The following is a 16,953-nucleotide window of genomic DNA, read 5'->3' on the forward strand; positions in this document are numbered from 1 at the left end:
CTCGATAATTAATCCGTGTATCCGTGTCAAAATCCGTGTCGTGCCTTCCCTCTTCCCTCTTCCCTCTTCCCTCTTCCTTCTTCCTTCTTCCTTCTTCCCTCTTCCTTCTTTATGAAACTAACAAAATGTGCGATCGCCCTCGGTAGCAACTTAGGCGACTCCCTCGCCACACTCTCTAGCGCGATCGTAACCCTCAACAACACCCCAGAAATCGCAGTAAAATCCCATTCAAGCTGGTATCAAACCGCCCCCGTCGGGCCGCCCCAACCCGATTACATCAACGGCTGTGCAATCCTAGAAGTTACACTAGAACCCGAACAAGTGCTAGCAAAATTATTAGAAATTGAGAGAAAATTTAATCGAATTCGCCGAGAAAAATGGGGGCCAAGAACCCTCGACCTAGATTTGCTGCTGTACGACAATTTAATCCTAGAAACTCCGACACTGACTCTACCTCATCCCCGGATGACCGAAAGAGCTTTTGTATTAGTACCTTTAGCAGAAATTGCCCCGGATTGGGTGCATCCGGTGACGAAAAGTGCGATCGCCCAACTGCTGCAAACCGCAGACTGTTCCGGAGTGCAAAAATTGCCATTGTAAAAATTGAGTACAATTCACGGGGATCGTACCAGTTTCCCAAAAAATGTAACCGTAGGTAAGCTCCAAACTGTGATAGTTATCAGTCATTCCCCATCTAAAATCTAAAATCTAAAATCTAAAATCCTATGAGATCGCCTATGATGTCTTAAATCGGTGCATGCTAACATTATTCGCTTGTCGCTTATGTCGATCGGTCAAGAACTACCCCAACTCCTCAAACAACGCCTATTTTACCAAGGGCGCAAATTTAACTTTGACGTAGCCACCCTCCGTCTTCCCAACGGTTCCGAAGGCGAGTGGGAATGTATTCGCCACCCGGGCGGAGCACTGGCAGTTCCCGTCACACCCGAAGGTAAACTCGTCTTGGTACGCCAATATCGCTTTGCCACAAAAGGGCGAATTTTAGAATTTCCCGCAGGTACAGTCGAAATCAATGAAAGCCCCGCCGAAACTATCAAACGCGAAATCGAAGAAGAAACCGGATATCGCGCCGGAAAATGGCAGAAATTAGGGCAATTTTTTCTCGCCCCCGGTTATTCCGACGAAATCATTTATGCTTTCTTAGCCCAAGATTTGGAAAAACTGGAAAAGCCGCCCGCACAAGACGATGACGAAGACATGGAGACAGTTTTATTCACCCCGGAAGAATTAGAAAAAGCTATCTTAGCTGGGGAACCAATTGACGCAAAATCAATTTCTAGCTTTTTCTTAGCCCGTCCATTTTTGACTTAAATAGGACTGACAGACAAACCCGGTTTCTTATAAAATTCCTGCGTCAAACCGATAAAAGTTAACTTAGAAACCGGGTTGTTGAACCCGCTTGTGTCCAGGACTGTAAAATCTAAAATCTAAAATCTAAAATCTAAAATCGAATGTCCGATATATCCAATCTAATTTTATTTTGGCACCGCCGCGACTTGCGTATTTCTGACAACATCGGACTGGCAGCAGCCCGCCAGCAAAGCCCGAAAGTAGTCGGGATTTTTTGTCTCGATCGCAATATCCTAAATCGGGATGACGTAGCGCCAGCTAGAGTCACCTACATGATCGGCTGCTTGCAAAAACTCTCCGCGCGTTACAGCGAAGCAGGCAGCCAATTGCTGATCGTTCAAGATGACCCGATTCTAGGAATACCGAAATTAGCAACAGCTATAAATGCTCAAGCAGTATTTTGGAACTGGGATGTAGAACCCTACGCAAAACAGCGCGATCAGTCCGTATCAAACGCCCTCCAACAAGCAGGAATTCAAGTTCAAAATTTCTGGGATCAACTCCTGCACGCCCCAGATGAAATTCGCAGCGGTACAAAGACTCCCTACACCGTTTATACACCATTTTGGAAAAAATGGAACAGTAAACCCAAAGCCCAACCAGTAGAGACACTGCCGATAACTTATCTGGAATTAATGACCGGATTAACCGCCGAAGAACAAGAGCTCGCCAACCAAGCAGGTGCAATGGAAACAGTGCCAACTGCCTCTAGTTTGGGATTTCTTTGGGAAAATCCCTTAGTAATAGAACCCGGAGAAGATGCAGCGCAACAAAAATTAGAAGAATTTTGCGATCGGGCAATTTACGAATATCAAGGACAGCGCAATTTCCCCGCAACTAACGGCACATCCCAACTCAGCGCCGCCCTCAAATTTGGTGCAATTGGCATCCGCACTGTTTGGCAAGCTACCCAGATAGTAATGGAAACTTGCCGCAGCGAAGAAGCGTGCACAAGCATCCGCACTTGGCAACAGGAAATAGCATGGCGGGAATTTTACCAACACGCCATATATAACTTCCCAGAATTAGCAGACGGCCCCTATCGTCAAGCATTCAAAGACTTTCCGTGGGAGAACGATGAAAAGCTTTTTCAAGCTTGGTGTAAAGGCAAAACAGGCTATCCTATTATCGATGCAGCAATGCGGCAGTTAAATCAGACAGGTTGGATGCACAATCGCTGCCGCATGATAGTCGCCAGTTTCCTCACCAAAGATTTAATTATTAACTGGCAGTGGGGCGAAAAATACTTCATGCAAAAATTGATTGACGGCGACCTTTCTGCTAACAACGGCGGCTGGCAGTGGAGCGCATCTAGCGGCATGGACCCGAAACCTTTGCGAATATTCAATCCCGCCAGTCAAGCTCAAAAATTCGACCCGGAGGGCGAATATATTCGGCACTGGGTTCCCGAATTGCGTCGCGTTGATACTAAACTTTTGCTAACAGGAAATATTTCGCCTTTAGAACGCCGACTTCTGCATTATCCGTCTCCAATCGTAGACCACAACGAGCAGCAGCGCAAGTTTAAGGAACTTTACAACCAGCAAAAAAACGCCGATTAGACAGCTAGATTTTTGGCGATAGTTACCAGTAAATTAAGTTGAGGGGCGCTGTACACCCCTCAACTTAAAAGATGGTATCAGTTATAATAAACTTAAATAAATCGGAGGTTGAAATGGTAACTCTGCAATTAAAACAAATCAGTGTACCCCCAGGGCAGAGAGTGCTTTTCAATGATGTCAACTGGCAGGAATTTGAAGCAATTTTAGAAGAGTTGGGAGAACACCGTGGCTCTAGAATAGCTTACAGTCAAGGAACTTTGGAGATTAGGATGCCACTACCAGAACATGAATTCAATAAGGAAATCATTGGCGATATGGTAAAAATATTACTCGAAGAACTTGAAATGGATCGAGAATGTTTTGGTTCGACGACTTTCAAACGAAAAAGTATGTTACAAGGAATTGAACCTGACAACTGCTTTTACATTCAGAATTACGCTCTAATGATTGGCAAAAAACGGATCGACTTAACTGTAGATCCGCCGCCTGACTTAGCAATTGAAGTCGATCTAACTTCCAAAACTCAACTCGATGCTTACGAGGCGCTGGGAGTACCTGAAATATGGCGCTATGAAAATAAAAAGTTTCTGATTAATGTGCTTCAAGATGGGAAATATGTTGAATCGGAAATTAGTCCGACCTTTCCCAAGTTGCCAATTATTGAAGCTATTTCTCAATATTGCGAACAAAGCCAAACCGCGGGGACGAGTCAAACTCTCAGATTGTTTCGCCAGTGGGTTAAAGACCAAATACAAAATTGATATGAAATCCCTATTGCCCGCACTTGCTGTCAGAAATTCGGCTGATTTACGATCGCCAAAAAGCCATTTTCTGACAGCCAGCCTCCTAATTCCGTTGTATTGTTAATTTCGCTTTTGGGAAATCGAGAGAGAGTAAGGGTGTTGACCTTGAGCTCGATCGCCCACAAAAATAACATAAGTCCCCTTGTCCCCATAACCGGAAAATTCTACATTCCCCGCAGCAGCATTCGCCGGCAGCACGCAGAAACGCCCCCTCGGCCCCTGAATCATCAAACTCGGAGCTCCAGCGGTTTGTACTGCAATCCGCCAGTAAGGCAAATCCTGCGTTACTTCGATGACGTGGTTCGGTGCTTGGGAGACAAAACCGCAGTCGCCGCTATTGTTAGGGCCGCCGGAAACTCCAGAAACTCCCAGCGGTTCGGGAAATCCCGGAGCAATTTGTAGCGGTTGGCTCCGAAGGGCACCGGCATCCGCTAAAATCATTGCCAAGGCTAGGGTCACGATCGAGCTAAACCACAGTTTGCTGCGATCGCCCGGATAATTGATCTTCATGTTTCCTCACACAATGGCATTTGGTTCTAGTTCTTTGACGGTAGAGGATAATGGCGGTTCCAAACACATTAATCTAAAATAACTTCCGAATTTTTTTATGAATCCTCAAAATAATTTCAATTGGCAGCAAGCGTTCGGAGAACTAAAAGCGAAAGTAGAACGATCGCCACTCATCACACAAAATCCAGACAGCTATCAAGCCGTCGGAACCTTCTACAATCAATTACTGGACAAGTTTCAAAGACTCCCCAAACCGGGACAGGTGGCAGCCTTTGCCGTCGGAGCGATAATTGTCCTGACAGTCTTCAATAGCATCGTACAGCTAATTTCGGCCCTGATGACTCTTGCCGTTCTCGGAGTGCTAATCTACATAGCGTATAAATTGGCAATTTCCCCCCAGTCCTCAAATACTAACGACAAATAATAGGAATTTCTAAATATGGCTAACCCCACCGCGCCCAGCGGCATCAATCAACCCGATCCGTCTTGGCAAACACAATCCAAGCAAATGCCACTGCTGGTTCGCAGGTGCGGCGCTTGGGCAGTGGAAATTTCGTTAATTGCGGCCAGCGCCCTCGTTCCCTTCAGTATCGGGGCATTGGTCAACCAGGAATCTCAAACCGTGCCGCTCAATTCCTCAGTAGCAGCAGCATCCGAAACCGTCGCCCGTACCTTGGGCATACCCGTGCGCGATCGCAGCCCCAGAGTCGCACCCCTAACTAATCTATTCTGGTCAGGGGCGCTGCTGGCACCGGCTGTTTTAGCGGGGTGGCAACTGTTTTTGCTCGCCAGAACCGGTCAAACTCTCCCCAAACGCTGGTTCGGGGTCAAAGTTGTCACCGCGTCGGGTACTCCTCCGGGTTTTGGACAAGTGCTAATTCGCGAAAGTTTGGGGCGCTGGGGAGTGCCTCTGGGCGTCGCTTACGGCATTTGGCGCTTGAGCGGTGCGTTTCCTGATTTGCTGATTTTAGGGGGGTTGAGCGGCTTGGCAGTGCTCGCAGACGGCGCTTTTGCATGGCGCTACAAACGCCAATCTGGACACGATCGCATAGCGAATACTTTGGTCGTCAACGCTCGATCGCATCAACTGTCTGACACTCCTGTCCCGACTCAAGATTGGACTGAGGAAGACGCGCAGATTGCGGCTTTGGTGGTGACTCCACAAAGTGGCCTGAAAGTAAATGCCAGTTTGTGGAATTGGATGCGCCAACACCCAGGCACCACTTTAGTGATAGTTACCATCGGTAGCGCGGGATTGATTTTAACTTTGTTTGTCGGCACTCTCATCTACACTCAAACTCAAGCAAATATGCGGGATTCCCGGCAGCGGAACGACGAATTATTTGTCGCTTTAGTTAGCAAATTGTCTCCCGCATCGGCTAGCGGGGCATCCGGCAGGCGATCGGCAATTTTGGCTTTGGGGGCGGTGGAAGACTCCCGCGCCGTACCGCTGCTAGCGGATTTGCTAGCTCAAGAAGACAACCGCGCCATGCTGGACGCGATCCAGCAAGCTTTAGTCAGTAGCGGGCCGAAAGCTTTGCCTGAGTTGCAGCGGTTGAATCAAGCCCTCAGCAACGACCTCGATTCCCTGCGCTTTGGCGGCAAGGCCCCGGAACGCGAGTTAGCGGCCGCCCGCCAGCGAACAGTACAAAGGGCGATCGGCAAAATTCTCACAGTGTATAGCAGCCAGCTCAACGGCGCGGATCTCAGCCGCACGGATTTAGCTCAAAGTCCTGCCGGCCCGTCTCAGTTTACTTTAGTTTTAAACAAAGTTGACTTGTCGGGAATTAAGTTGAGAAATGCCAATTTAACCAATGCCAGCTTGCAGGGATCTCGCTTTTACGGCACCGGCGAAGACAGGCGTCCAGGTACCTTTGACGATTGGATTTCTGACTTGAGCGGCGCTAATTTGGAAGGAGTAAATTTGGTCGGGGCGTCTTTGAACAGTGCTGTAATGAACCGCACTACTTTTGTGCGCGCTGTCATGAACAAAGCTAATTTGTCAAACGGCAATTTGAATTCAGCTAACTTTAGCAGTGCTATTTTAATTGGAGCAAATTTGCAGGAAGCACTGTTAAAAAATGCAAGTTTTACCGGGGCAGATATAGGAAGCGCGAATTTGTCGGGAGCGGATTTGTCAGGTGCGCGTTTGGGCAAAGTGAAGGCTCAAGGCGCTCAGTTGTCCTTGACAAATTTGTCTAAATCGGAATGGCAAGGTGCTGATTTGTCCGGTGCTGATTTGAGCGGTGCTAACTTACAAAAAGCCGATTTGACATCGACTAAACTCACCAACGTGAATTTCAAAGATGCTCGGTTGCAAGATGCTAATTTGCGGAATGCGGAGGTGAGTTCGGTTGATTTTAGGGGCGCGAATTTAGCAGGAGCGGATTTTAAAGGCGCTGTGTTTCTGGGGAAAACAGCTCCGGATCAATTTATTCAAAGTCCGACTGGTAGTAAATCGGGTCGATTCCAAGGAGTTGATTTTGGGGAGGCTAAGAATTTAGATAAAAGTCAAATTGCTTACATCTGTTTGCAGGGGGGGATTCATCCGAAGTGCCCGCAGAAGAAGTAAGGATGGGTTGTTAACGAGTAGGGTAATACAGTTGATCGAAGAACAGGTAGGGTAATTATGAGCGTTAAGCGAATCATTTATCTCATCCTAGCAATTCTGGGGCTTGTATTGCCTTGGTACTATAACTTGCAGTTTTTTAGCAATGCTGGTTTGCTCGACTTTGTAAACGAAAGTTCGGCTAATCTTGCTGCGAAATCGGTAAGTTTAGATTTGTTTATCGCCACTGTAGCCGGAAGCACTTGGATGTACGCTGAGTCAATCGATTTTAGATTTTAGATTTTAGATTTTCGATTGAAGCATTGACCCCACGGATAAATTCGGGGGCTTGTTTATCAGATACAGGTTTTTTATTTCTGGACGGATGAATCCGGGGGCTTGTATCCTGGATGCTTTCGGTCAAAACGATTGGATATAAGTTTTGTAGGGGTGTACATACTTCTGAGTTTGCTTGTTTCGTTTTCATGTACATTCCCGCTTTTCTTGTTTGTGCGGGAAACCAAGCTGGAAAAATCAAGTGAAGTCTCAAGTTGAAAAGTTGCTTAACAGGTTAGTGCCACGCAGCACAATAATTCGGTGCAGGCGATCGAGATATTGTACAATTTCCGGTAAAATCACCGTTATAGGTTTGTAGTGACGAGGGAATTACTCAGAATTTTATGAGGATTAAATTCCTCACTACAAACCAACTTAATGGTTGTCGTTCGATGTGGCATAATACTAATAGCAATTTCACTCATTTTTTGCTCAAAACTTTTGGCTTGAGTATCATTCCCCCTGCCCAACCTACTACTGCATTGTTTATAGAAATTGCTATTATATCGTTCCGGTTGTATCGATATTTTTCAAAGGTTCAAAAAGTCCGTTGTCCCGAAAGCATAATTTTACTCAACAGTCAACAGTCAACAGCCAACAGCCAACAGTCAACAGTCAACAGCGAACAGCCAACGGTCAACAGTCAACAGTCAACAGTCAACAGTCAACAATCAACAGTCAACAATCATGAGGACTGCAACCGGAATTGAGATTACGCAATAGCATCCGAACTGGCAAGAGTCTCGAATTGCGCCAATAGCATTGCCTCACCATTATTTGGAGTTCCAAAAATTTTAGGTAACTGACCTGTTTCAGCGAGAACTTGTCTCACTTCTCGGTTAGATACATCGGCTAGATTTTTGTTATTTAGAATCGCATTAACCGCAGCGATACCCACACCTTGACCAACTGCAGCGTTGAATTCAACAATTCTGCCGGCCGAACAGGCTAACCCTTCAAATCCAGAACACGGACTGACCACTGCCAGGTTAGGAACGTTTTTAATTAATGCGTGGCGGATGCCAATATTGAAGGTAGGCTTTTTAAAAGCCATACTTTTAAACCATCCTAGACTGTTTGCTTTCTCGCGAATACCCTGGATACCTCCGCGGATATCAAAATGATAGCTAAATGTTCCCAGTGCCTCATTAGCAGGTACGCCACCTAACAGCATTTGTGCGCCAGTTAAAGGTTCTACAACTCCCGTCACATTGCCGACGTGTCTGATATAAAGTTCTGAGGCATAAGTAACAGAAGTAGCCCCCAAACTCCTCAGCCAAGTTGTAATAAATAACATCTCTCTTTGCATATTAGCCGTGGGTTTGCTCCCGCTTTTCGCTAAGGCTTCGGCTTCGCTGGCGGTGACTGCAAATAAAAGCGCATTCCACGAATGTCTTTCATTTGGAAGTATTGCTATATTTCCCCGATCTAAAATTACGCCGGTTTCAGGAAAAGATAGCTTTATTCCTCTAAAGGAGTGGTACGCTACAGACAGAGCCAGCGACCGAACATCGATGTAATCGTTTCCCACCCACAGAGTTTTGAGATTGCCTTTAGTGTCCCTCATTTCCCGCCGGAGTTCTTCTGCTAGTTGGGCATCCTTGCCAGCAGCGTACAGCAAAAATTTTTGACTCTCTGAATCGGCTAGATTTGTGAAGCGTTTTAGATAAATATAATCGAATTCTTTCAGTGCTCTTGCACTGAGTCCTTGCGTTTCAAAAACGAGGGTGACTGGAAGTTCTGAATTAGGCAGACCCAATGTTTCAAATCCCTGCAACTTTCTCACGCCGGCAGCTTGAGCTAATTCGGCATTGACAGTGGCATCAATAAATTGCTTGCCGGCATAAACTACGCCTTTAGAGGTGGTTATACTGGCAATTTTTTGCCCTGCTTTAGTGACTGATTGAATTTCTACTTTGCTGAGGAGATCTGCCCCAGCTTGTACCAGCATTTCTTTCAGCGCTGCACTGGCTTTGCGGGAGTCAAGTGCAATTGCCTTAACGCCGGATTTTTGTAAAAATTCTTTATAGATTGTCGCCGGTGAACCAAAGGTATCTAACTTTAAAGATTGTTGAAGTTCTTCACTAATCTGAGTTCTATCTAAATAAGCAAGACCGCCTCTTACCAAATGCCCGCCAATTCCTTCTTGCAAGCTTGCTTTCGACATCAGCAGAATTCGCGGATAACGCTTTGTGCGGCGACGATATTCTCTGGCCGCCGAGATAACAGCTAGAACTCCTGGAACTTCATCACCAAAACAGATGACATCGTAAGAACGCAGATCCATGACCATTATTTAATAACCTCTCCTGATTTTCATCTTTTCGAGCTGGAGCTCAATGTTTGCCGTCAAACTCTCTGTTTTTCGCAAATCTAGCCCCATTTTCCCCGATTTTTGCGATAAATATTCACATATTCCTGGATTCAGTAACTGGGTTTTTTCCAGAAAAGCTTTCGTTGAGGACGATCGATCTCGGTTAAAAAACCCGGTTTGTGAGCCTCAAGAGTGTGTAAGTGTTGTACTCTTGACTGCCATCAGCCCAGATTATCAGGATCTATCCCCAACTCCCGCAATCGCTGAGCTAGTCGATCGGAACGTTGGGCCAATCGATCGGCGCGCTGCGATTCCTGTTGGGCGCGCTGCGATTCCTGTTGGGCGCGCTGCGCTGATTCTTTCACCTGTTCTTCAGGAGTCAGATAACGTTTTCCATCGGCATCATACCAATACAACCACTCCCTTGTCACCCCAGAATAACTTCCCCTTTCACAACCAATCCCCAAACCAATTTCAGGCATCCAAACTGGATTTCCTGACTGTAACTCGTACTTCCCATTGACTAACTTGTGTACTTCCAAATGAGGTTTACGACGGCGGCGGGAAGAATAAATGACGTAATAAAGTACGCCTAAAGCTTGATATTCCTCCAACTTTGTGCTGTATTCCTTGCGATAAGTTGGAGAAACTACTTCTAGCACAAAAGTCGGCAGAACATTTTCATCCCACAGCACGTAACTGGGACGCAATTCTTCATCATAAAACCTTTCTACACCTAAACTTAAAAAAGCATCGGGCACAATGGGAGGTTTATCGGGGTGATGATAAATACCCATATCTATGCCAAAAAACCAGTCCATGCGTTCTGCCCAAAGTATGAGCAATATTGCTTTTAACAACCCTGGTATTAGTTCTTGCAGTTCGTTATCCACAGGCGTTTCATCTGAGTCTGGTAGTTCATCGGCTGAGGGCCAGTGCCTCGGAAATTTGTAATCTAACATGGCGGCTTTCCTCAAAACTCATTAATATTATACCGTTGATTTGTTGAGCGATAGTATTTATGGAACGAACCGCGAAGACGCGAAAGAAGAGAAGATGATCGGTAATCTCGACTGAGTTGAGCTGAATGAATTTTTGTAAAATATTTGCTGAGACTTACGCGATCGACTAAACTATGTCTAACCAGTCGGTTCTAATGGGGAGCAGCCGTTAGAGGAAACGGGGAAAGTTCGGTGTAAGTCCGGCGCTGTCCCGCAACTGTAATGAGAGTTTTGTCGCTTTCTGAGTCAGGATGCCCGCCGATGTGTTAGTTTACATAGTCTCATCTGCGAGGTTCAGTGTGAAGGCCAGAAATCGGAAATTGGTCAGCTTGGGATTGATGGCTGGCTTGAGTTGTTATATTGTCCTGGGCACGGCAACGCCCGCCGCAGCTATGCACATTTCGGAAGGTTTTTTGCCGGTGCAATGGGCTGCGTTTTGGTGGATTGTGGCGCTGCCTTTTTTTGCAGTAGGTTTGCGCTCAATTACTCGTATTACAAAAGAACACCCGGAACTTAAACTATTGCTAGCTTTAGCCGGTGCGTTTACTTTTGTACTTTCTGCTTTAAAAATTCCCTCGGTAACGGGGAGTTGTTCTCACCCAACGGGTACCGGTTTGGGTGCAATTTTGTTCGGCCCTTCGGTGATGGCTGTACTGGGGGCTTTAGTTCTGCTGTTTCAAACGTTACTGTTAGCGCATGGTGGGCTGACAACGCTGGGAGCTAATATGTTTTCGATGGCGATTGTTGGCCCTTTTGCTGCGTATTTTATCTATAAATTGCTGTTGCGAACTGGCAGGCAACGGGCGGCAATTTTTTGTGCGGCGGCTTTGGCAGATTTGCTGACTTACGTGGTTACTTCGATTCAGTTGGCATTAGCTTTCCCCGCAGCAAGTGGCGGTTTTATGGCTTCGTTTCTCAAGTTTGCTGGCATCTTTGCTATCACTCAAGTACCCCTTGCGATTAGTGAGGGATTGCTGACTGTATTGGTCTGGAATTGGCTGCATTCTTACGGGCAGCAAGAGCTAAAAACTCTCAAGTTATTGATGAGACAGGAGTCATAAGCCATGAGTCAAAAAAACACAAGAAATCAGCAAGCTACTTCACAACAAAATTGGATGTTGGTAATTGCTGTTATCGCGCTTGCCGTTATTCCCCTAGTTTTTGTCCGGGGTGAATACGGCGGAGCGGATGGGGAAGCTGAGAAAGCGATTACGGAAATTCAACCGGACTATCAACCTTGGTTTAACCACTTTTTTGAGCCTGCTAGCGGAGAAATTGAAAGTTTGCTGTTTGCGACTCAAGCAGCGCTAGGGGCTGGCGTAATTGGCTACGCGATCGGGCTTTATAAGGGACGCACGGAATCTCATAAATCTGATGATGAATCGCCGTCGGAATAAATGGCGAATAAACGGCGAATAGAATTCGCTTCTACACATACAAAGTCCGCCTGCGCGGACTGGAAGACTTTGGAATGAATCATCAGATTGATAGTCTGGCTTATACAAATCGCTTGCGGGGATTGCCGCCAAGTCACAAGTTATCCTTTGCGATCGCCCTGTTAATTCTGTCTCTAGTTTCTGGGGCGATCGTCCAATTGTCGATCGCCCTTTGGTTGGCCGTCTGGATCGTCGTCTATGCGGGTATTCCGGGGAAACTGTATTTGCGGTTGCTGTCGCTACCGTTGATGTTTTTGCTGACAAGTTTGCCTGCTTTGGCGATGGGTGCGGTTGAGTTAAGTCAAATCCAGGAAATTCAGTGGGATATTTGGCAAGGTTGGGGCATTAGCATCGGCACTTTTTATCTGTATGTGAGTCGCACTGGAATATACCAAGTGAGCTTGCTATTTGCCCGCGCCTTCGCATCGACAAGTTGTATGTATTTCATCCTCTTGACAGTTCCATTTACCGAAATCTTGCAAATTCTCAGACAATTACGCTGTCCAGAGTTGGTCACAGAACTGCTATTACTAATGTATCGGTTTATTTTTAGCTTATTGGCGATCGCCGATGAACTTTGGATTGCCCAAAACTCCCGCTGCGGCTACCGCACTTGGAAACTAGGAATGCGTAGTTTAAGCATTTTAATCGGGCAATTGCTTCAGCGAACTTTGGAAAACTACCGTCAAGTTTCGTTGAGTTTAGCGTCACGGGGCTTTAATGGAGAACTGCGCGTTTGGAATTCTTACCCTTACAAACCTTCGCGAAGATATACATTAGAAGCTTTGTTTGGTTGCACGGTTTTAACTTTGTTAAGTGTGGTATTTCAACGCTAAATTTATTGTTATTTCTGGACGAATGGGGGCCAGAAACCGGGTTTTTTACCGAACCTGCGAGCTATAACGTGTCTTTTCGTAATAAAACCCGGTTTCTTTGGTCGGAGTGGGTAAGTCCTGCATTATATTCACGATTAGTGGCGGTGGTTAATATCAACGAGACTTACGCATCACAAGCAAAGAAACCGGGTTTTTACTGAATCTGCGGGTTGTAACCAAGTATTCTCGCCAAAAACCCGGTTTCTGACTACCCGCGCGTCCACGACTATTGTTGATAATTCTCCTATTCTCGTTAGTTTAGCGGGCCGGATTTGCATAAGGGCGATCGCACTTCCTGCAACAGCTATTACAAATATGACTTTTATGAACTTAATTAATGAATTATATGAATTGACGTAAACAGTAATTGAATGAATAATAACAGTATCAAAATAAAGAGAAAAAATCATGTATCAAGATACTAACAAAAAAAACAGCCCGCCGCCCATTGTTTTTATTATTGCCCTCGGCTTAATTGGGTTTGGCGCATACAAGTTCCTTCCCGGTTTATTGAAAGCCCAAACTTCAAATACACCTACATCTACATCTACACCTGCAACGATCGCACCCGGAACGATCGCAAATCGCATCAGTTTAGGAAACCAAATATTAGTAGCCTCCCAAACAACAGCAGCCAAACAAGCAGGAACTCAAGCTTTTGCTGAGGGTAATTACCAAGCTGCCGCCGAATATTTTGAGAAATCGCTGCAACAAAATCGCAACGATCCGGAAACCATTATTTATTTGAATAATTCCAAAGCAAGCAATGGTTCTTACTTGAAAATTGCTGTCAGCGTCCCCATTGGTAGCAACCCCAATGTCGCCCAAGAAATCCTTCGAGGTGTTGCCCAAGCTCAGGATGAAGTCAATACTAGCGGTGGCATAAACGGGGCAAAACTGCAAGTAGAAATTGTCAACGATGACAACAGTCAAGAGGTTGTCAGAGAAGTTGCAAGGACATTGACAAAAGATCCGAGTATACTAGGAGTAATTGGACACAATGCTAGCAACGCATCTCTCGAAGCTGCTCCGATCTATCAGCAAGAAAAACTGGTAATGGTTACACCGACGAGCTTTGCCAATAATCTATCAGGATTTGGCAGCTACATATTTCGGACAGTACCCAATATTAGCTTAATGGCTGCTCCTTTAGCAGAATATGCAGTCAAAACAGCAGGCCAAACTAATATTGCCATTTGTTATGACTCCCAAGCACCGGATAACATATCATTTAAAGATGAATTTGTAGCATCTCTTACTGCTGCTGGCGGCAAATTAGTTCCTACTGTTTGCGACTTTTCATTACCCTCTTTTAATCCCGAAAGTGCGATCGCCGATGCTGTCAGCAAAGGTGCACAAGGATTGATGGTAGCACCCCACATCGATCGCATTGACCGTGCGATTTCTCTGGCTCGCAGTAATCGAGGCAAATTGCCACTCTACGGCAGCACTACGCTCTACACCTTTCAAACTTTAAAAGACGGACAAAAAGACGTTGACGGGCTTGTTTTGCCCGTTCCCTGGCATCCTGAAACTAATCCCGGTAGCCGTTTCCCAGAAAATGCCCGCCAGCGTTGGGGAGGCATTGTGAATTGGCGAACAGCAACGAGTTTTGACGCGACTCAAGCTGTGATCGCTGGCTTGCGGCAAAGCAATACGCGGGAAGGATTGCAACAAGCACTCAGAAATGCGAGTTTTTCGGCAGCAGGTTCAAGCGAGGATGTGAAGTTTTTGCCCACGGGCGATCGGGCTGGTAAGCCGATTTTAGTGCAAGTTAAACAAGGAGGAAGCACTGGCTATAACTTCGTCCCGTTGCGGTAACTTTGTTAAGTAATATCATGTCTTGTCGATCGACCGTGATTCCTGTAGGGGCGGGTTCACTAACAATAATTGCCGAAAACCGACAATTTCATAAACCCGCCCCGGCCTGTTTATTAACGATTTTTAAGATAAAATGAAATGAGTAGATTAAAGGAGAGCGTTGTGTATGATCGCGCAAGTTGAAACCAAAACCTACACCGCTGAGGAATATCTAGAATTGGAAATCAATTCTCAGGATCGGCATGAATTTATCAATGGGGAGATTGTTCTGATGGCTGGCGGCACACCGGATCACAATGAAATTACCACTAATTTAGTTGTTGCGCTGAAACTGGCGTTAAAAGGGAAACCATATCGGACTTTTAGTTCGGATCAGCGGCTTTGGGTTCCGCAGCTTAATAATTATACTTACCCGGATGTGATGGTGGTAGCGCGCCCGATAGAGCTGCAATCTGGACGGACGGATACAATTACCAATCCGCTGCTCATTGCTGAGGTGCTGTCTAAAGGTACTAAAGCTTATGACCGCGATGAAAAGTTTGCTGCCTATCGCAGTATTCCTAGTTTTCAGGAGTATTTATTAATCGACCAATATCGGCTACAGGTGGAGCAATATTCTAAAACTGATGCGAATAAGTGGATTTTTTCGGAATATAGCTGTATGGGCGATCGGCTGAGTTTAACATCTGTTGCTGTGGAAATTTCGCTGGCCGATTTGTATGAAAATATTGAGTTTGGTGAATAGGCGGAAGGTTTTTTGTCAAATGTTCCAAATAGTGGTAATATTTCCATATATCGATCGGCTCTGATGAAAAACACACATCAGACGTAAGGGGGAAAGTTCGGTGCGAATCCGGCGCTGTCCCGCAACTGTAATGAGATCATTGCATCTCTAAGTCAGGATGCCCGCCGATTTGTTTACCTGTTGTTTTTCATCTGCGAGGTATGGATGATGGTGAGTTCAATATTTTTACAAATAATCTGCTGTTGTGCTCCGTTTCCCGATCGACAATAACGAAATTTTAGGCAGCGGGAAACTAAAAAAATGCGAATCGAAGATAGTGTTTGGCAGGGTAGTTTTGGCTACTGGCAAAACTTGTTTATTCATCAGAATATTTTGTCGATCGGACATACTGCTTGGAATGGCTTTTTGCATCAAGGACGAGGCTTGGTTGCTTGCAAAATCAATACTCCCATTAACGGTTCGGTGAATTGGAGCGTAGATACTATCAAGTACGATCTGCAATTTATTCCGCAATTGCACGCGACTGCTTATTTGCAACAACTAGAAATAGAGGAGAACACTGTTTTAAATCTGCTCCAAATCATTGCTGGCTACGAACCCAAGGCAGCAATTATATTTTTGTCGATCGCCAACCGTCAGATTGATATCAATTTGTTGCAAAAGTTGGCAATTTCTCCTGTTGAGTGCTATGAACAGGTATGCAAGCGCTGGGAAGAATTTCAACTCTGCCCTAAATCCTAAAACTTACTAAATTTTCCGAATGCCGCAGCCAAAATCAATCGAAATTTCCAAGGTAACTCGCTACCAAAATGCAGCGCTTAATTACTATTTGGGCCTGACAGATTCGCCCTACCTTCACTACGGCTATTGGGAAACCCTACCTGTGCCCGCTGACGAACTAACGATCGCACGATTGCGCCTAGCTCAGCAAGCTTATACTGTAAAACTGTTGGATGCAATCCCCAAAGGCACTCATACGATACTCGATGTGGGCTGCGGGATTGGCGGAAATGCGGCTTATTTGCTCGATCGAGGTTTTGCAGTGGAAGGGCTCGCACCCGATCCGTTCCAACAACAGCGCTTTCTTAAGTGTACGGGCGATCGGGCAATCTTCCACCTCACGAGGTTTGAAGACTTCAAAGCAACCCATTTCTACGATCTTATTCTCTTTAGCGAAAGTAGCCAGTATATGTCGGCTGTTGATATTGCTAACGGTGCCGCCAAAATCCTCAATCCGGGCGGTTACGTTTTGCTGGCTGATATGCTGCGATCTGATGCTAATTATAAAGAGGGAATGTTCTCTAATTGTCATGTTGTTACGGAACTTCATGCAGCATTAAAGCAGGCTGGATTCACTTTAGTAAAAACTGAGGATATTTCCGCCCATATTTTGCCAACAATCGATTTGTATGTCGATACTTTCCGCCGATATGGACTAAATACAATGATCTATGTTGCAGATTTGATTGCGATCACAGTTCCCCCCGTCCACAAATTCCTGCGCTGGATATTTCGCCGCTGGTTCAAGAAGTTGGTGGTTGAAGGATTGGAGGCAAGCCAACTTTTTGAGCAACATCTCTGTTATGAAATGCAGCTTTGGCAGTTATCAAAATCTGATCAAGGCTGACACA

At 45.6% G+C, this 16,953-nt stretch carries 19 protein-coding genes and 2 riboswitches; of the genes, 16 read left to right on the forward strand and 3 right to left on the reverse strand.

Annotated features, from left to right (window positions below; all coding sequences use genetic code 11):
- The first annotated feature begins 111 nt into the window (after positions 1 to 111).
- From folK to QUA43_RS01030, 4 genes are all read left to right on the forward strand, one after another.
- Positions 112 to 600: a 2-amino-4-hydroxy-6-hydroxymethyldihydropteridine diphosphokinase gene (gene folK / locus QUA43_RS01015; RefSeq protein WP_333370246.1), complete on the forward strand. Its 489-nt coding sequence runs from the start codon at positions 112 to 114 to the stop codon at positions 598 to 600.
- Positions 601 to 783: 183 nt separating this feature from the next.
- Complete coding sequence (locus QUA43_RS01020) at positions 784 to 1,332, forward strand: NUDIX hydrolase (RefSeq protein ID WP_333205604.1); 549 nt, start codon at positions 784 to 786, stop codon at positions 1,330 to 1,332.
- A 149-nt stretch (positions 1,333 to 1,481) separates the two neighbouring features.
- The gene (locus QUA43_RS01025) at positions 1,482 to 2,933 is read left to right on the forward strand and encodes an FAD-binding domain-containing protein (RefSeq protein WP_333370346.1); all 1,452 of its coding nucleotides are present in this window, start codon (positions 1,482 to 1,484) and stop codon (positions 2,931 to 2,933) included.
- Positions 2,934 to 3,046: 113 nt separating this feature from the next.
- Positions 3,047 to 3,694: a Uma2 family endonuclease gene (locus QUA43_RS01030; protein WP_333370248.1), complete on the forward strand. Its 648-nt coding sequence runs from the start codon at positions 3,047 to 3,049 to the stop codon at positions 3,692 to 3,694.
- A gap of 102 nt (positions 3,695 to 3,796) precedes the next feature.
- Here QUA43_RS01030 and QUA43_RS01035 read toward each other — a convergent pair whose 3' ends face one another.
- Complete coding sequence (locus tag QUA43_RS01035) at positions 3,797 to 4,246, reverse strand: hypothetical protein (RefSeq protein ID WP_333370251.1); 450 nt, start codon at positions 4,244 to 4,246, stop codon at positions 3,797 to 3,799.
- 97 nt (positions 4,247 to 4,343) lie between these two features.
- Between QUA43_RS01035 and QUA43_RS01040 the strand changes: the two genes are divergently transcribed.
- The 5 genes from QUA43_RS01040 to QUA43_RS01060 all read left to right on the forward strand — a co-directional run bounded on the left by QUA43_RS01040 (position 4,344) and on the right by QUA43_RS01060 (position 7,821).
- Complete coding sequence (locus tag QUA43_RS01040) at positions 4,344 to 4,670, forward strand: hypothetical protein (RefSeq protein ID WP_333370253.1); 327 nt, start codon at positions 4,344 to 4,346, stop codon at positions 4,668 to 4,670.
- 15 nt (positions 4,671 to 4,685) lie between these two features.
- Positions 4,686 to 6,818 (forward strand): pentapeptide repeat-containing protein, encoded by a 2,133-nt coding sequence (locus QUA43_RS01045; RefSeq protein WP_333370254.1) that lies wholly within the window; start codon positions 4,686 to 4,688, stop codon positions 6,816 to 6,818.
- A 57-nt stretch (positions 6,819 to 6,875) separates the two neighbouring features.
- On the forward strand, positions 6,876 to 7,094 hold the full coding sequence (locus QUA43_RS01050) for a DUF2834 domain-containing protein (protein WP_333370256.1): 219 nt from the start codon (positions 6,876 to 6,878) through the stop codon (positions 7,092 to 7,094).
- Positions 7,095 to 7,223: 129 nt separating this feature from the next.
- The gene (locus tag QUA43_RS01055; protein WP_333370258.1) at positions 7,224 to 7,349 is read left to right on the forward strand and encodes a DUF2834 domain-containing protein; all 126 of its coding nucleotides are present in this window, start codon (positions 7,224 to 7,226) and stop codon (positions 7,347 to 7,349) included.
- 331 nt (positions 7,350 to 7,680) lie between these two features.
- Positions 7,681 to 7,821, forward strand: coding sequence for a hypothetical protein (locus tag QUA43_RS01060; protein WP_333370260.1), 141 nt, complete (start codon positions 7,681 to 7,683; stop codon positions 7,819 to 7,821).
- Between the two features lie 21 nt (positions 7,822 to 7,842).
- Here the strand turns inward: QUA43_RS01060 and QUA43_RS01065 are convergent, their stop codons facing one another.
- Both QUA43_RS01065 and QUA43_RS01070 read right to left on the reverse strand, forming a co-directional pair.
- Positions 7,843 to 9,417, reverse strand: coding sequence for an FAD-dependent oxidoreductase (locus QUA43_RS01065; RefSeq protein ID WP_333370262.1), 1,575 nt, complete (start codon positions 9,415 to 9,417; stop codon positions 7,843 to 7,845).
- Positions 9,418 to 9,665: 248 nt separating this feature from the next.
- Positions 9,666 to 10,406, reverse strand: a complete 741-nt coding sequence (locus tag QUA43_RS01070; protein ID WP_333370264.1) for a Uma2 family endonuclease — start codon at positions 10,404 to 10,406, stop codon at positions 9,666 to 9,668.
- A gap of 169 nt (positions 10,407 to 10,575) precedes the next feature.
- A riboswitch (cobalamin riboswitch) is annotated at positions 10,576 to 10,722 on the forward strand.
- Positions 10,723 to 10,783: 61 nt separating this feature from the next.
- Between QUA43_RS01070 and QUA43_RS01075 the strand changes: the two genes are divergently transcribed.
- The 7 genes from QUA43_RS01075 (at position 10,784) to QUA43_RS01105 (ending at position 16,949) form a co-directional block, all read left to right on the forward strand.
- Complete coding sequence (locus QUA43_RS01075; RefSeq protein ID WP_333370348.1) at positions 10,784 to 11,506, forward strand: energy-coupling factor ABC transporter permease; 723 nt, start codon at positions 10,784 to 10,786, stop codon at positions 11,504 to 11,506.
- Between the two features lie 3 nt (positions 11,507 to 11,509).
- A complete protein-coding gene (locus tag QUA43_RS01080; protein WP_333370266.1) occupies positions 11,510 to 11,842 on the forward strand; it encodes an energy-coupling factor ABC transporter substrate-binding protein in 333 nt (110 codons plus the stop codon).
- Positions 11,843 to 11,916: 74 nt separating this feature from the next.
- Positions 11,917 to 12,717 carry a cobalt ECF transporter T component CbiQ gene (gene cbiQ / locus QUA43_RS01085; RefSeq protein WP_333370268.1) on the forward strand — a complete coding sequence of 267 codons (801 nt, stop codon included), beginning with the start codon at positions 11,917 to 11,919 and terminating at the stop codon, positions 12,715 to 12,717.
- Positions 12,718 to 13,164: 447 nt separating this feature from the next.
- On the forward strand, positions 13,165 to 14,577 hold the full coding sequence (locus QUA43_RS01090; protein WP_333370270.1) for an ABC transporter substrate-binding protein: 1,413 nt from the start codon (positions 13,165 to 13,167) through the stop codon (positions 14,575 to 14,577).
- A 166-nt stretch (positions 14,578 to 14,743) separates the two neighbouring features.
- A complete protein-coding gene (locus QUA43_RS01095) occupies positions 14,744 to 15,322 on the forward strand; it encodes a Uma2 family endonuclease (RefSeq protein ID WP_333158317.1) in 579 nt (192 codons plus the stop codon).
- Between the two features lie 38 nt (positions 15,323 to 15,360).
- A riboswitch (cobalamin riboswitch) is annotated at positions 15,361 to 15,505 on the forward strand.
- Positions 15,506 to 15,622: 117 nt separating this feature from the next.
- The gene (locus tag QUA43_RS01100) at positions 15,623 to 16,063 is read left to right on the forward strand and encodes a hypothetical protein (RefSeq protein WP_333370272.1); all 441 of its coding nucleotides are present in this window, start codon (positions 15,623 to 15,625) and stop codon (positions 16,061 to 16,063) included.
- A 19-nt stretch (positions 16,064 to 16,082) separates the two neighbouring features.
- Positions 16,083 to 16,949 carry a methyltransferase domain-containing protein gene (locus tag QUA43_RS01105; RefSeq protein ID WP_333370274.1) on the forward strand — a complete coding sequence of 289 codons (867 nt, stop codon included), beginning with the start codon at positions 16,083 to 16,085 and terminating at the stop codon, positions 16,947 to 16,949.
- Positions 16,950 to 16,953: the final 4 nt, after the last annotated feature.

The organism is Microcoleus sp. N9_B4, from assembly GCF_036701635.1.
Taxonomy (GTDB): domain Bacteria; phylum Cyanobacteriota; class Cyanobacteriia; order Cyanobacteriales; family Microcoleaceae; genus Microcoleus.

Bases quoted from the DNA above. Each gene is read 5' to 3' on its own strand.
- folK (WP_333370246.1), top strand. From the start codon at position 112: ATGAAACTAACAAAATGTGCGATCGCCCTCGGTAGCAACTTAGGCGAC.
- QUA43_RS01020 (WP_333205604.1), top strand. From the start codon at position 784: ATGTCGATCGGTCAAGAACTACCCCAACTCCTCAAACAACGCCTATTT.
- QUA43_RS01030 (WP_333370248.1), top strand. From the start codon at position 3,047: ATGGTAACTCTGCAATTAAAACAAATCAGTGTACCCCCAGGGCAGAGA.
- QUA43_RS01035 (WP_333370251.1), bottom strand. From the start codon at position 4,246: ATGAAGATCAATTATCCGGGCGATCGCAGCAAACTGTGGTTTAGCTCG.
- QUA43_RS01040 (WP_333370253.1), top strand. From the start codon at position 4,344: ATGAATCCTCAAAATAATTTCAATTGGCAGCAAGCGTTCGGAGAACTA.
- QUA43_RS01045 (WP_333370254.1), top strand. From the start codon at position 4,686: ATGGCTAACCCCACCGCGCCCAGCGGCATCAATCAACCCGATCCGTCT.
- QUA43_RS01050 (WP_333370256.1), top strand. From the start codon at position 6,876: ATGAGCGTTAAGCGAATCATTTATCTCATCCTAGCAATTCTGGGGCTT.
- QUA43_RS01065 (WP_333370262.1), bottom strand. From the start codon at position 9,417: ATGGATCTGCGTTCTTACGATGTCATCTGTTTTGGTGATGAAGTTCCA.
- QUA43_RS01070 (WP_333370264.1), bottom strand. From the start codon at position 10,406: ATGTTAGATTACAAATTTCCGAGGCACTGGCCCTCAGCCGATGAACTA.
- QUA43_RS01075 (WP_333370348.1), top strand. From the start codon at position 10,784: ATGGCTGGCTTGAGTTGTTATATTGTCCTGGGCACGGCAACGCCCGCC.
- QUA43_RS01080 (WP_333370266.1), top strand. From the start codon at position 11,510: ATGAGTCAAAAAAACACAAGAAATCAGCAAGCTACTTCACAACAAAAT.
- cbiQ (WP_333370268.1), top strand. From the start codon at position 11,917: ATGAATCATCAGATTGATAGTCTGGCTTATACAAATCGCTTGCGGGGA.
- QUA43_RS01090 (WP_333370270.1), top strand. From the start codon at position 13,165: ATGTATCAAGATACTAACAAAAAAAACAGCCCGCCGCCCATTGTTTTT.
- QUA43_RS01095 (WP_333158317.1), top strand. From the start codon at position 14,744: ATGATCGCGCAAGTTGAAACCAAAACCTACACCGCTGAGGAATATCTA.
- QUA43_RS01100 (WP_333370272.1), top strand. From the start codon at position 15,623: ATGCGAATCGAAGATAGTGTTTGGCAGGGTAGTTTTGGCTACTGGCAA.
- QUA43_RS01105 (WP_333370274.1), top strand. From the start codon at position 16,083: ATGCCGCAGCCAAAATCAATCGAAATTTCCAAGGTAACTCGCTACCAA.